This is a genomic window from Paenibacillus sp. MABNR03, from assembly GCF_050455445.1.
Taxonomy (GTDB): Bacteria; Bacillota; Bacilli; order Paenibacillales; family Paenibacillaceae; genus Paenibacillus; species Paenibacillus xylanilyticus.
Map to the genome: position 1 here is coordinate 471,364 of NZ_JBCIYR010000001.1, position 13,791 is coordinate 485,154.

Here is a 13,791-nt window from a genome sequence, read left to right on the forward strand (position 1 = left end):
TTCAGGAGGTGGATGTGGTACGGGTCCGCTCTTCTTGTCTCTTCAGCAGATGTGTGAGAAGGAGTTTCAATAGTGAGGATACAATGAAGAAAATAAAAAGGATACGAAACAGCTGATACCCTGACACAACGGACAAATTGGCGTTCACCTCATGAGCCATGATACTCATCTGGTCCATTCCACCTGGGGCCATGCTGAGCAGTGAGGTAGCAGCCGTGAGTGAATATAGATGCATCAGCACATAACTTAGCCCAAGCGAGCCTGCAATAAGAAGAACACTGCTGAGCACAGCAAGGGTAATGGTCTGCGCCTTGCGCTGTAATTGCTGCGGTCGAAGCATGAGACCCACGTGACTGCCAATCATTAATTGCGATATGTTCAGCAAGGAGGACGGCAGCGGTGGTGTATCCATCGTTGTAGTCAGTTGAATGACACACATGACAATCATCGGCCCAAGCATAAACGCTGTAGGAAATCGAAGTCTGCGAGCCACCCAGGCACCAGCTACACAGAGCGGTCCATAGAGCAGAATCTCCGGAAAGAGATCAATCCACGTAGCAGCTTCAATCCCTTGCGGATCAGTTGAGGCACCCAGCGTTCCGCCAATCCACGGACTGAACAGCAGGAACGGAACACAGAACACAATCATGATCAGCCGGGTCACTTGCAAAAAGGTCACCAGAGTCAGATTGATCGATTTCATCTCCTCTGCAAGAGAGACCATTTGAGACAGCCCGCCGGGAATGCTGCCCACGAGCAGGGAAGGAAAGTCAAAATCAGTCAGCTTGGAAGCAATATATGCGGTCAATGTACATAATCCAATTAACAGCATGGTCATAAGCAGCATCATGGGGAGCTGGTGGAGAATGTTTTCCAGAGCATCTTCTGTCAATGTTAACCCAATAGAGTAGCCAACAATCAGAATGCCATAGTCCCGGATGGAGGTTGGCCACATGAGCGGCAGTTTAGCCACCTGTGAGACAAGCAGCATGAATACCATGGGTCCAAGCAGCCAGGGAATCGGCGTATGGATCGCGGTGAACAATAGTCCGCCAAGAATAGAGACGCCAAGACTAAGAATAAAACGGAAAAAGGCGGAGGGACTGAGTCTATGCATCAGTTCCATCCGCAACGTCTTCCGGCTGAATCGGATTCTATGAGCAGTGAATATGAGTCTGGATTGAAAGTGCGATTCATGTAAGATCACTCCTGATGGTAAAATACGAATCCCGCAGCTGTTCAATGTTTGCGAACGATTAGATGTTAACAACTATTGATGTTAGCTAACTTGGTGCCATTGGTTTAGTTCAACCGAACACGTGCTGAAGGCTTGGGCTCTTTAAACATCATATAGTACATCAGCGAGGAAATCACGTATAAACTGCCAGTAATGCTAAACGTAATGGCGTAGCCCCAATAGGTGCCATACGTGGTTACAAGATGGGATTGAACGGGTCCCATCGTGGCCCACCCAACCATAAATGCAGTCTGCATCAGGGAATTCGCAATGCCGCGCCGCTTGTCGGATACCCTGTCCACCAGAATGGCAGATTGAATCGGATTGGCAGCATTCATCAATGCTTGCCTGAACAGAAAGCTCACAGAGGCAATGAGCAGCAGATTCGTGAAGCCGGTTAATAACAAAAATGGCAGGGACAGCACCTGAAAGATGACCACGGCCCGCACACTGCCCACTTTGGCGGCAAGAGTTGGCCCAATCAGCATGGATACGATCGTCATAATCTGGCCCAGCGAAATCAGCAAGCTCATGGCACTGAGTGAAACGGAAAAACGGTTGGTGAAATACAGATTCAGGTAGGGGACGACCAGTCCGGAACCGAATCCAATCAGTAATTGGGTGATTACAAACTGACCAATCAGTCGGGAGTCTTTATTTTTGCCCTTTACATCCCCGAGCTGTTGGGCAGCTGAACCATTTCTATTTTCTGACGCAATCGGTGCAGGAACGGCTTGATCAGTCGTCGCCATGTGTGCAGGAGCCTTCTCATCGGATACAAACAGAAGCGGAATAAACGCTGCCAGTGTCGCTGCACCACCAATGAACAATACGGTTTGCAATCCAGTAACCTTGGCGATTCCCGCTGTATGCAGAAGGTCGGCAAATACTCCGCCGCCAAGACTTCCAAGCACTTGTGAAGCGAGTACAATGGAGGAATAATAGCTGAACATCTTCAATCGCTGACTTTTCTTCACGTTCTCAGCCAGAAACGGGATGGCCAGGACCTGAAATACTCCCGCAAATAGCCCTGAAAATACGGCGAACCAGATCAGGCCGCTCGCAGAATAATCAAATGAACGGCCAATCAGGAAAATTCCGCTGAATAAAGCCCCAGTAATGAGCAGGCGTTTTCGGCTGAACCGATCGCCACATAATCCGATGGGCACAAACATGATGGCTGTCGCCAACGATTGTATACTTACGATCTGGCCATTCATCGTATCATTGTAGCCCAGTCCCTGGATGTACAGATTGTACAGAACCGAGAACATGCCATTTCCGATCTGATACAGAATGCTTGCCAGAAAAAAGAGTTGAATATTTCGGGACCAACCCCGAATTTCAGCATGAATCTGTCGTAAAACCCTCAAGTAGAATCCCCCAGTCGTTACCAGTGCAGTGATTCCAGTTTAACAGGAAAGGAGAATTTGCGGAAGAATTGACCGCTGTTTATTTTGTGTCATGATGTTCAATCACGCGAGCGATCACAAATCCATCATATCCTTTGCTGCCTACGGTCTGTAGGGCCGTTGCTTCCAGACGGGGGTTCTCGGAGATCAGCTGCAGGAAGTGGCGTACGCCCTGAACTCTGTTGTCTGTACTTTCCGCGTTGACCACTTCGCCGTCTCTGACGATGTTGTCCCCGATAATGAGGCTTCCCGGCCGGGACAGACGGAGTGCCCATCTTAGATAATCGGGGTTACTTGGTTTGTCAGCATCAATGAAGATAAAGTCAAAAGGTTCCCTGTATTCTTCCTGCACGTCAGGCAGGGTCGTTAGTGCAGGACCGACTCTCAGATCAACCTTATTGATAAGCCCGGCTCGCGTAAGATTGGTACGTGCCATTTCAGCATGATGCGGATCAGCTTCAAGCGTAACAATTTTCCCGTGTTCAGGCAGTGCTCTAGCCATCCAGATTGTGCTGTATCCACCCAAGGTTCCGATTTCAAGTACCCGTGCCGCTCTGTGAATTTGAAGCAGGAGCTGAAGCAATTTCCCTTGGTTTGGAGCAACATCATGGGCCGGCAAACCGGCTTTTGCATTGGATTGCAGCGTTTGCTCCAGCAGTGAATCCGTGGGAATCAGAAGCTTATTCAAATAATCGTCCACCTGAGTCCAGTTGTGTTGAGCTGAGGAAGGATGTACATTTTTCATCGGGATATCTTCCTTTCCAATAACCATGTTTTGAATTTCATAATTCAACTATAAGGCTTGTAAAAACATAAATAAAATATATATTATGAATATAATCATAATAATAAGTTATGTGTTATAGGATGGAAGGAGTGAAAGAAATGAATTTACATGGACTGCGATTGTTTCATGCCATTGTAAGATATGGCGGTGTCACGCGTGCCGCAGAAGAATTGAATATTAGCCAGCCGGCGGTATCGGCTCAGGTGAAGAAATTTGAACGTGAACTGGGAATTCGGTTATTTGTTTCGGAGGGTAGACGACTGGTTCTTACCGATGCAGGGGCACAATTAAAAGGATATGCGGAACGCCTGTTTATGCTGGAACAGGATGTGGAGAACTTTGTGAAGGATATGCGTGAAGGGAAAAAAGGGTTGATTCGATTGACGGCGACATACTTGCCTTCCAACTTTTTGCTGCCTGGCTGGATTGCGAAGTTCAAGCAGATGCATGAGGATGTGGAACTGGTCGTCAGCACGACCAATACCCGAATGGCTTTTGATCAGCTGCTGCGCTATGAGGCGGAGATTGCCATTTACGGTGGAAGCGGGATCACACATCATGGCGTCCATTGGGATGAACTGTTTGAGGATGAAATGTGGTTTGTCGTGCATCCCGATCATCCATATGCCCAGCGGGAAGTGGATCTGGCCGATATGGTGGCAGAACCATTTATCATGCGTGAAGAAGGCAGCGTGACACGTGAACGGCTTGTCTCATTGTGCACCACAAACAACCTGGCTTCTCCTCGTATTGCGCTGCAGTTTAATGGTCTGAATGAAACGATCAGTGCGGTAAAAGCGGGTTATGGTGCCAACTTTATTTCTTCACTGGTGGTGAAGGAGGATGTTCGGGAGGGCAGGCTTGCACGTGTATTCGTTCGAGGGGTCCATCTAAAAAACACGATAGCCGTCTGTACCCGAGCTGGCGAGGTGTTGTCACCTGCAGCACAGCATTTGGTACAGTTCATTCGGCAGGAAGCATCCCAAAGGAATGAAGCTCAAAGTGGATGAGTCATATGGACTTATGCTTTTAGAGATTCGTTAGCACACTAGCTTTCGGATTGTTCAACTCGATCAATGGTGAAACGGTATTTGGCAATTACGGTTACGCCCCCAACCAATATTACAGGTACCCAGACAGCAATGATAGGCACGTTGTGGAACAGAAGCGCGGCTACAATAACGCCAATCAGATAGATGACTACGGCATACGCCCGTAAATACGAGTCAGTGGATAAAACCTTCAAAAGGGAACCCACACTTGCGTGCCGGAGACGCTGAAGAATACCTACGGCATCTTCGACAACTGCGGCGAGATTGCTAGTCAGTACGGTTGTGGAGATTCCGGCGATTCCGATCCGCCGGGCAGCTGTCGTCTGCATCCCCATAGCAGCGGCCAGTATAGCAATGAGCAGATAAGACCCCTGTTCTGAATAAGGGCTGACCATGGCGATGGCGAACATCAGAAGCAGAATGCTTTCAACCACGAACACATGTGTAACGCGGGGAGACCAGCCGTTTTTGGTTTGATTGGTACCGATCATGCGAGCCGCAATGGCATTGCCGGCGATAAATCCTGCGAGAGCGATCAATGAACGCAAAACGACAATTTCCTGAGCGCGGGCAATCGCAATACCTAGCAGTACGATGTTACCGGTCATATTGGCAGTAAGCACATGTCCCAGCCCTAGATATCCAATGACATCGACCATTCCAGCTGCAAGGCACAACAGCAGAAGGGAATATTTTTGTTGAGGCAGTGATTGCATGATGATTCCGTCCTTTCAATAGATCCTTAACCCCTCCAGTATACAGCATCATCCCATAAAATAAAGACGCCGCCTTCGATTTCCACCTGAAACTAAGGTGCTGTGAGCCAATCAAACATGTTATCAACAGCGGTCAGATGAATATGCTCATGAAACCAGTGATTCTGTCCTCCGTAAGCATGAAAGTTCACTTCGATTCCTCTTTGTTTCAACCAATGATACATACGGGTTCCATGGCTATAGTTCACCTGGGTGTCTGCCGTACCGTGCATAATTAGCACCGGGCAGCGAAGCTTGGAAACAACAGACAGTGGAGAACGGGCGAGATAGGCTTCGGGCACGGCACGGGGCGACCCACCCAGTACGCGTTTCAATGTACGTCTCAGGTCCGTTCGTTCGTGATACGTTCGTTCCACATCCGCAACACCACTCCAAAGCACAAGCTTATGTACACGATTAGGCCCTTCGTTGAAGGAGGTTGCGGTATGAACGGCGTTAATGGCTCCACGTGAGAATCCCATCAGTGAGATGCGTGTTGGATCGGCAAACGGCAGTTCTAACATCAATCGGTATGCCGCACGTACGTCTTCGATATCATGTCCGCCGTACTCGTCCCGGCCTTCGCCGCCTTCATTGCCACGATAGGAAGGGGCAAACACAATATAGCCCTTGTGGGCAAACTGCTCTACCCAGGCCGTTTTTACACCCCCATAGCTGCCGAGTCCTCCGCGACAATAGATCAGTACCGGCCACTGTTCTTGCATACTGTTTATGTCCTGCTGCGGAGGATATCGACTTGCGAGCAGCTGAAACTCCACTTGATCCAACGAGTCGAGATTACATAACTGAGCATGATCTTCCATGCCTAGCCTGATCCGGGAAGAAGTGAGCATACAACCTTCGGGCAGACACATGTACGCTTTTACACGAAATTCATTGGAGGAATACGTCACTTGATAGAGCAAAAAGAATCAGCCTCTTTCATGGTCGGTAGATGTTGATATGATAACGATCAGAGCAGGGAATACCATGTAGCATGTGTCAAAAAAAAGATCCCATACCTTCCGATCATCCTGACAGTCTGTGTGTCACAAATTCGTTTATTGGCTCCATATGATTTATAATGAATTAGGAGAAGGCATTACAGCCTGTATTCTCATCCTTATAAATAACTCAAGTGTGCATTAAGAAAGGAAGAAAACCATGATGAACGCTCCACATCCAATTGATCAATTCAAGAAATTCAAATATGAAATTACAAGATTTATGATGATTTATAAATTTGCTCTGGATCAAATGGAGACCAAAATTGAAGTGCTGAAGGAAGAGTTTCAGTCCTTGCATGATTACAGCCCCATTGAGCATACAAAATCCAGATTGAAGTCACCTGAAAGCATTATGAACAAGATGTTCCGCAAAAATCACCAATTGACCTTCGAAAGTATCAAGAAAAACATCAAGGACATTGCCGGGGTGCGCATCACGTGCTCCTTTATCTCGGACATCTATCGGATCAAGGATATGCTGTGCAATCAGAGTGATCTGCGCGTGCTTGAGGTGAAGGATTATATCCAAAATCCGAAACCGAATGGATATCAAAGCCTGCACCTTCTGGTAGATGTACCTGTGTATATGTCGAATGGTGAAGAGCGTGCTTGCGTTGAGATTCAGATCCGTACCATTGCGATGGATTTCTGGGCGAGCCTTGAACACAAAATCTTCTATAAATACAACAAGGACGTTCCTGAACGTCTGACCAAAGAATTGAAAAGTGCAGCAGATTCCGCGAACGCCCTCGATCAACAAATGGAGAGACTCCACCGGGAGATCCAGGAGATCAAGGATGCAGAGAATGAGCGAGATGAAGAAGAGCTGCGCCGTATTATCATTAACAATCAACAGTTTACACTGCCATCCAATCTGCTGCGGCTGCTTGGAGACGGTGAACACTAGGGCAGCAAGCACCTCGTAGGGAAAGGAACAAGTCATACATGTTGAAAAGTACACCAGCCTCTTTAAACCATTCATCCACATCTCGTGTACGCATGGCATTGATTTTGGGGACATTGTCGGCCTTCGGTCCGCTGTCCCTGGATATGTATCTGCCTGCACTGCCTACATTGGCCGAGGATTTTCATTCCTCGCCTTCGTACGCGCAGCTTAGTCTAACAGCCTGCATGGTTGGACTTGCAGCCGGACAACTGCTGGCAGGACCACTCAGTGATGTACGAGGACGCCGTACTCCGCTTATTGCAGGATTGGTGCTATATACTATCGCTTCGATACTCTGTTTGGTGAGCCCAACGATGGGTTCATTTGTTGTGCTGCGTTTTATTCAGGGGGCTGCGGGTGCAGCCGGAATTGTAATCTCAAGGGCGGTTGTAAGGGATGTGTATTCCGGTCCGGAGTTAACCCGGTTCTTCTCTCTGCTAATGCTTATTAACGGCGTAGCGCCCATTGCTGCACCCATTATCGGTGGACAATTACTCGTTTATACATCTTGGCGAGGCGTTTTCATCTTGCTCAGCCTTATTGGTGTGCTCACGTTACTGGCCGTTATTTTCGGGCTGGGAGAGACACTGCCGTCCGAACGGAGATCTAGCGGAGGGTTGAAGCAGACCTTGGTCACATTTCGCCAAATCACAGCGGACCGTCTGTTCATGGGTTATGCGTTAACCCAAGGGTTTGTAGCAGCCGGGATGTTTGCCTACATATCCGGTTCACCGTTTGTATTGCAAAAGATCTATGGCGTCTCTCCGCAGATGTTCAGTGTCTGCTTCGCCATTAATGGTTTGGGAATCATTCTGGCAAGTCAGATTGCCGGCAGATTGGCGGGCAAAGTGTCCGAAACCCGTCTGCTAATCGCGGGTCTCGCTGCAGCTGCACTGGGAGGCACATCCCTGCTTATTTCCATTCTGGCAGGGGGAAACCTGATCTCCATACTGATTCCGCTGTTTCTTGTCGTTTCCAGCGTAGGTCTCGTTAACACAGCTTCTTTTGCACTGGCTATGGCCAATCAGGAAAAGTCAGCAGGCAGCGCATCTGCACTTATAGGAGTCATGACATTTTTGTTTGGCGGTATCGTAGCTCCGCTCGTTGGTTTGGGAGGAGAAGGAACGGCTGTACCCATGGGGATCGTTATCGCCTGTGCTGATCTTGGTGCATTATTGATCTACCTGGTTATGGTGGGCAAGCGTGGGTCTCGTCAACATACCCGTTAAATACAATGAAACGCGAAAGCGCCCCATCCGTAGGTTTAAGCTCCGGACGGGGCGCTTTGATTTTTTAACAGAGAGCAAACAAAATTTGCGTATTGAGCAAAATGCCAGGAGTCAGGAACGGATAGAAGTATCCTACGACAAAACCGAACAGGTTGATGGCAGGCCACATGAGATAGACATCATTATAAGTAAATACAAGGGACCATCGGTTATAGCAAAAGTTGGGCAGTACACGCTGGTTATGATCCCGGGGCGCAGCTACGCCCGTTTGGGCGAATTGCACAGCCTGAGTCAAATTCTGCGGTTGCTGTTGGATAAACAGCGGCAGAAGCCCTGGGCTGCTTTTGATCAGGTTATAAAGAAATACCATCTCCGCGGGCGGCTGACCTACCGGGCGGGGATAGGCGCTCAGCACGGTAGGCAGATTACCTTGTGTTAACTGAGCAGGAACACCTGGAACCGTGCCTTGACCACCCCCTGGAAAAAATGGTGGCTGTCCACCGGTACTTCCGCCTGGATAAAACGGAGGATAAGAGCCCGGTCCTCCGGGGATCCCTTGGGTAGGCTGTCCGCCTCCCGGGAACAATGGAGACAACTGAACCGAACGATTTTCTCCATATCCTGCATAGCTGTTATTCACGTAATCCATCTACGAACATCCTTCCTGTCGTCGTATTCTGAAAACATCATATGGTGGCATTCGCCCAAAGGTGAATGGACTCGTAGACAACGATCCCTGTATATCAGCAAGAACTGCATTGACAACTTAGTTGATAACAATTATCATTGTCAATGGAAATGACAAGTACATACAGGGATTATATGCACGGAGAGTGTGTGGCCCTTTTTAAATTTGCCATACCAGCTCAAATAGAGGTGTTCATCATGAAAGGGGATAATCACGTGTTGAAGAGTAATAAAAAAGGGATCATGCTTTTAATTACGATTATGATCATGTCCATGTGGCTGGCCGCATGTGGAACGAAGTCCGCAGACAACGGAACAGCAGCAGGAGAGACCAATACAACAACGGAGACAGAGACACAGACAGAAGCACCAGCAGAACGAACAGTCAAAGATGCACAGGGTCATGATGTGACGATTCCAGCTAATCCGCAGCGTGTCATTGCTTCCTATCTAGAAGATCATCTGGTAACACTCGGCGTTAAGCCGGCTGCTCAGTGGTCAGCCCGTGATGGCAGCAGTGTGCAGGATTATCTTCAAGAAAATCTGAATGGAATTCCTACAATTGCAAGCGAACTTCCTTTTGAAGCCATGGCCAGCTTCTCGCCAGATCTGATTATCATGGGCAGTGAGAGTACCGTTGAAGGTGAAAAATATGAGCAGTATAACAAAATTGCTCCAACGTATGTACTTGGTGATGATGTAAACAAAGATTGGCGTCAGGCTCTTTTGAAAATAGGTGAACTCCTGAACAAATCGGATGAAGCACAAAAAGCCCTTGATGATTATGATGCAAAAGCAAAAGAAATTAAGGAAAAAGTTGCCTCGGTTACAGGTGGTACGAAGTCTGCAGCGGCATTGTGGCTTTTCAACAACAAGTTTTATGTTGTAAGTAACAATGTCTCCAGCGGTGAAGTCATGTACAACGAACTTGGACTGTTACAGCCTGAAGTTGTGAAGGAAGCATCGGCAAAGGCAACAGGTAACTGGTCCGAGATCTCCATGGAAAAGATCGCAGAAATGGACGCTGACTATCTGTTCCTGGTTAACAGTGATAAGGGAGCAGGGGCAGAAGCGTTGAACGATGCTGTATGGCAAAGTATACCTGCAGTGAAAAACGGAGATGTATTTGAATTTGAGAGCACAAGCAGCTGGCTGTATAGCGGAGTTCAAGCGAACACTCAAATTCTGGAAGATATTCAGAACAGCATTGTTAAATAAATTGAATTGAACATGATGTCGGTTGCACATCATTGTAAACTCTCTGGTGTCATGGGCATCAGGGAGTTTTTTGTTATTTCAACCTTCCGCGATATATAATGACTAGGAAGCAGCATCTGTGGGGAAACCGTTCGTTTCCTGATGAGGGAGGGGAAAATTTTATGATGTACACATTGAATCCAAATGATTTGACGAGCAGGGATAATTATAAACTGATGAGTGGTTCGGTAGTGCCGCGCCCGATCGCTTTTGTCACAACGCTTTCAGAGGATGGCAGCGTCGTGAATGCTGCTCCGTTCAGTTTCTTTAATGTCGTTAGCTCAGATCCGCCCGTACTATCGATTTCCATTAACCGCAAGGATGGAGTCATGAAGGACACGGCCCGCAATGTCATTGCTGGGCAAGAGCTTGTAGTACATATCTGTGATGAATCGATTGTCAACGAGATGAACGAGACGGCAGCCCTGCTCGAACCGCATGAAAGTGAGCTGGAGCGGACTAACCTGACAACAGTGGGCAGCACTGTTGTAGCGGTGCCAGGAATACAGGAGGCACTCATCCGCATGGAATGCAAACTATATCAACACATTCCTGTGTCTAATGACGAGGGCAAACCTGTCACTGATCTGCTGCTGGTTCGCATTGTACAGTATCATTTTAATGAAAAAGTTTATGATCCTGCTCATCATTACATTTTGATGGATCAGCTGAAACCGATCAGCCGGCTAGCCGGGAATGACTACGCCAAGCTTGGCGAGCGATTTACGGTGGTACGGCCTGTATAGAAACATCGCCTCCTCATATGAACCGCTATGCGGAGTTCGAGACCGGCTCCCTATTTAAGACGGACAATCTGTGCAAGATGTGCAGGTTGTCCGTCTTTGCTTGTTTGCTGAACACATAAACTGATCCTGGGCTGAATAGACTTGTACTATTCCAATACGTTATATGACCGTTGTTACTCGCCAACCCCTACGAAGAAAATTGGTATACCAATCGGATACAAGAGGAGCCTGGATATGGGATATCGCAGCCTTGCTTTCCTTATTGGCCGATATCCACGGTTCATCATGATCAGCTGGGTTCTTATTATCGGGATGTCAGCCGTTTGGGCATGGAAATTGCCCGGTATTGTGCAGGATCACGGGTTAAAACGGATTCACGGGGATGCACATCACGTGGAAGCGATTCTCAAGGAAGACTTCGGAATACCGGATGATCCGGTAATTGTCGTTTATGAAAAAAAGACAGGAACCTCTTCGGCAGAATTTCGAAAGTGGATCGGGAGGCATCTCCAGCAAATACGCACACTTCCCGATATGGCAACCATAATCTCTCCGCTTGAAGCTGGAGGAAGCGCCATGATGCGGGATGACACTGCATATGCACTGCTGGATTTTGATGTCCCGGCACACCGGATGGATGTTCCCATTGAGCGTCTTCGCTCCCTGGTTGCGGCCGATGATGCCGGATTCATTCGTCTAACCGGAAAGCCTGTGGTCCAGGAGGATGTTAATCATTTGAGCTTTCGCGATCTGGAGCGGGCAGAGATGGTTGGCCTGCCGATTGCGCTGCTGATTTTATGTTTTGCATTCCGAGGTTTGCATGCGGCACTAATTGCAGTAATTATGGGTATCGTTGGTGTCGTCACAGCGATGGGCGTTACTTCGCTCATGGGGTATTATGTGGAGCTATCGAATTTCGTTATCAATGTCATACCGATGGTGGGAATGGCTCTAAGCATTGATTTTGCGCTGATTATTCTGAGCAGATACCGGGAAGAGATGCAGCGGGATCAGCATCATAGAGCCCCGGATCCTTATGAGATTCTTCAAAGGACGTTACGCACAGCCGGAAGGGCTGTTTTATTTTCTGCAGCTTGCGTGCTGCTTGGTTTACTGTCACTGGTTTGGATCAGACTGCCCATGTTTCTGAGTGTCTCGCTCGGAGCAATGACAGTTTTGGTAATAGCGGTACTGCTCAACGTGACCCTGCTGCCTGCCATTCTTTCACTCTATGCCCACCGGATTTTTAAACGGAAAAAGCAGTACTCGTTCAGTACGCCACAGCGTAAGCGTTCCTTTTGGCATCGGTGGTTCGGCACGGTGATGAAACAGCCTGTCCGGATGACAATGCTAGGCACCGGCATTTTGCTTTTCTGTGTACTTCCCGTCAGACAGTTGGAGATGGCGATTCCGGATGCGACGTCTCTGCCCGCAAGGATAGAATCCCGCCAGGCGGCAGAGGACTTGCAGATGGTTTTCGGCCAAAAGGATGTATCTTCCGTTGATATCCTTATCGGAGGAACAGGAAAGCAGTTAACTGCTGCGCACTGGAATACGGCACTTCAGAAGGTGCGGGACCTACTGAAAGATGAAGATGTTTTACAGATCGAGTCCGTATGGGGAATACGGCAAAAGGACAGGCCGGGTATCGGTAGGACAATTCGGGGTACAAGCACAGGTAGGGAGATGACTTTACAAAATTCTCTACTTCCCTTGTATGTATCCGAGGACACGATTCGCACGGTGGCTACCATCCAGGGAGCACCTGGTTCGGGGCAAGCCGCAGACTGGCTGAAAAGAATGAAAGACAGAGACGCGGAACAATCGGATATAGAAATACCCATCCGTTATGGCGGAGAAGCAGCAGCACAGCATGAAATCATTCAGGAAATCTTGGGTCAACTTCCCAAGGTAATGGTATTCGTGATCGTGTCCAATTACATGGTATTGCTCGCGGCGTTTCGCTCACTGCTTATTCCAATAAAAGCCATTCTAATGAACATGCTCAGCCTGACAGCTTCCTTCGGAGCACTGGTACTGGTCTTCAATCAGGGGCATCTGGGAATGGAGCCAGCGGCGATTGCCATCATGATTCCGGTGTTTATCGCAGGCCTTGTGTTCGGCATTTCAATGGACTATGGCGTATTTATGCTTTCTCGTATACAAGAGGTGTATCGACGTACAGGAGACAGTGACCAGGCCGTGATGCAAGGACTTGCATCAACCGGTCGTTTGATTACATCGGCGGCAGCCATCCTGCTTGCAGTAACCGTGCCGTTTGCCTTTGGTGATGTGGAAGGGGTGAAGCAGCTTGGTGTTGGAATTACCGCAGCCGTTTTCATTGATGTTACCGTCATCCGTTTGCTGCTTGTACCTGCACTGATGAAGCTGATGGGGAAATGGAACTGGTGGCTGCCAGGGCAGAAAACATAAAAAGTCCAAAGCTATCATCTTCCGGATTTACATCATACAAGCTCATGCTGGTTGGCATCCAGTAGAGGGATATTCCTAAAGTCTGTTGTCCAGGCTGCAGGGATGTCTCTTTTTTCATAAAAATAGCATGTATTCGGAATAATCAGGCATTAATGTTGAATTTACATGCAGTAGGGTTGTTCTATAATGTACTGGAAAAGTACTGGATATTAATAAGTCCGGTTAGCCTAATATTTGTTTCTT

At 48.1% G+C, this 13,791-nt stretch carries 12 protein-coding genes; 6 read left to right on the forward strand and 6 right to left on the reverse strand.

The annotated features are described in order from the left end of the window. Position 1: 1 nt before the first annotated feature. The 3 genes from AAIH57_RS02085 to AAIH57_RS02095 form a co-directional block, all read right to left on the reverse strand. The gene (locus tag AAIH57_RS02085) at positions 2-1,126 is read right to left on the reverse strand and encodes an AbrB family transcriptional regulator (RefSeq protein WP_430020374.1); all 1,125 of its coding nucleotides are present in this window, start codon (positions 1,124-1,126) and stop codon (positions 2-4) included. Positions 1,127-1,302: 176 nt separating this feature from the next. Beyond that, positions 1,303-2,610 (reverse strand): MFS transporter, encoded by a 1,308-nt coding sequence (locus tag AAIH57_RS02090; protein ID WP_430020375.1) that lies wholly within the window; start codon positions 2,608-2,610, stop codon positions 1,303-1,305. Positions 2,611-2,689: 79 nt separating this feature from the next. Beyond that, a complete protein-coding gene (locus AAIH57_RS02095; RefSeq protein WP_430020376.1) occupies positions 2,690-3,394 on the reverse strand; it encodes an O-methyltransferase in 705 nt (234 codons plus the stop codon). Positions 3,395-3,534: 140 nt separating this feature from the next. Between AAIH57_RS02095 and AAIH57_RS02100 the strand changes: the two genes are divergently transcribed. Beyond that, a complete protein-coding gene (locus tag AAIH57_RS02100; protein WP_430020377.1) occupies positions 3,535-4,446 on the forward strand; it encodes a LysR family transcriptional regulator in 912 nt (303 codons plus the stop codon). A 38-nt stretch (positions 4,447-4,484) separates the two neighbouring features. On the opposite strand, the gene AAIH57_RS02105 is transcribed toward AAIH57_RS02100, so the two are convergent. Together AAIH57_RS02105 and AAIH57_RS02110 are read right to left on the reverse strand one after the other, a co-directional pair. Further along, positions 4,485-5,204 carry a YoaK family protein gene (locus AAIH57_RS02105; RefSeq protein WP_430020378.1) on the reverse strand — a complete coding sequence of 240 codons (720 nt, stop codon included), beginning with the start codon at positions 5,202-5,204 and terminating at the stop codon, positions 4,485-4,487. A 92-nt stretch (positions 5,205-5,296) separates the two neighbouring features. After that, a complete protein-coding gene (locus tag AAIH57_RS02110; protein WP_430020379.1) occupies positions 5,297-6,169 on the reverse strand; it encodes an alpha/beta hydrolase family protein in 873 nt (290 codons plus the stop codon). 241 nt (positions 6,170-6,410) lie between these two features. Here AAIH57_RS02110 and AAIH57_RS02115 point away from each other — a divergent pair, with 241 nt between their 5' ends. Beyond that, positions 6,411-7,157: a GTP pyrophosphokinase gene (locus AAIH57_RS02115; RefSeq protein ID WP_430021314.1), complete on the forward strand. Its 747-nt coding sequence runs from the start codon at positions 6,411-6,413 to the stop codon at positions 7,155-7,157. Positions 7,158-7,195: 38 nt separating this feature from the next. After that, positions 7,196-8,425, forward strand: a complete 1,230-nt coding sequence (locus AAIH57_RS02120; protein WP_430020380.1) for a multidrug effflux MFS transporter — start codon at positions 7,196-7,198, stop codon at positions 8,423-8,425. Positions 8,426-8,489: 64 nt separating this feature from the next. Here the strand turns inward: AAIH57_RS02120 and AAIH57_RS02125 are convergent, their stop codons facing one another. Then, a complete protein-coding gene (locus AAIH57_RS02125) occupies positions 8,490-9,074 on the reverse strand; it encodes a hypothetical protein (RefSeq protein ID WP_175396262.1) in 585 nt (194 codons plus the stop codon). Between the two features lie 254 nt (positions 9,075-9,328). On the opposite strand from AAIH57_RS02125, the gene AAIH57_RS02130 reads away from it, so the two are divergent. From AAIH57_RS02130 to AAIH57_RS02140, 3 genes are all read left to right on the forward strand, one after another. Further along, positions 9,329-10,330 (forward strand): iron-hydroxamate ABC transporter substrate-binding protein, encoded by a 1,002-nt coding sequence (locus AAIH57_RS02130; RefSeq protein ID WP_312884298.1) that lies wholly within the window; start codon positions 9,329-9,331, stop codon positions 10,328-10,330. A 164-nt stretch (positions 10,331-10,494) separates the two neighbouring features. Next, entirely contained in the window at positions 10,495-11,115 is a 621-nt protein-coding gene (locus tag AAIH57_RS02135) for a flavin reductase family protein (protein WP_175396408.1), read from the forward strand. 234 nt (positions 11,116-11,349) lie between these two features. Further along, positions 11,350-13,548 carry an MMPL family transporter gene (locus AAIH57_RS02140; RefSeq protein ID WP_430020381.1) on the forward strand — a complete coding sequence of 733 codons (2,199 nt, stop codon included), beginning with the start codon at positions 11,350-11,352 and terminating at the stop codon, positions 13,546-13,548. The last annotated feature ends 243 nt before the right edge of the window (positions 13,549-13,791 follow it).

What these genes read in the sequence shown, in the direction of transcription:
- AAIH57_RS02085 (WP_430020374.1), bottom strand. Translation starts at nt 1,126, where the DNA reads ATGGAACTGATGCATAGACTCAGTCCCTCCGCCTTTTTCCGTTTTATT.
- AAIH57_RS02095 (WP_430020376.1), bottom strand. Translation starts at nt 3,394, where the DNA reads ATGAAAAATGTACATCCTTCCTCAGCTCAACACAACTGGACTCAGGTG.
- AAIH57_RS02140 (WP_430020381.1), top strand. Translation starts at nt 11,350, where the DNA reads ATGGGATATCGCAGCCTTGCTTTCCTTATTGGCCGATATCCACGGTTC.
- AAIH57_RS02105 (WP_430020378.1), bottom strand. Translation starts at nt 5,204, where the DNA reads ATGCAATCACTGCCTCAACAAAAATATTCCCTTCTGCTGTTGTGCCTT.
- AAIH57_RS02115 (WP_430021314.1), top strand. Translation starts at nt 6,411, where the DNA reads ATGAACGCTCCACATCCAATTGATCAATTCAAGAAATTCAAATATGAA.
- AAIH57_RS02135 (WP_175396408.1), top strand. Translation starts at nt 10,495, where the DNA reads ATGTACACATTGAATCCAAATGATTTGACGAGCAGGGATAATTATAAA.
- AAIH57_RS02120 (WP_430020380.1), top strand. Translation starts at nt 7,196, where the DNA reads ATGTTGAAAAGTACACCAGCCTCTTTAAACCATTCATCCACATCTCGT.
- AAIH57_RS02125 (WP_175396262.1), bottom strand. Translation starts at nt 9,074, where the DNA reads ATGGATTACGTGAATAACAGCTATGCAGGATATGGAGAAAATCGTTCG.
- AAIH57_RS02100 (WP_430020377.1), top strand. Translation starts at nt 3,535, where the DNA reads ATGAATTTACATGGACTGCGATTGTTTCATGCCATTGTAAGATATGGC.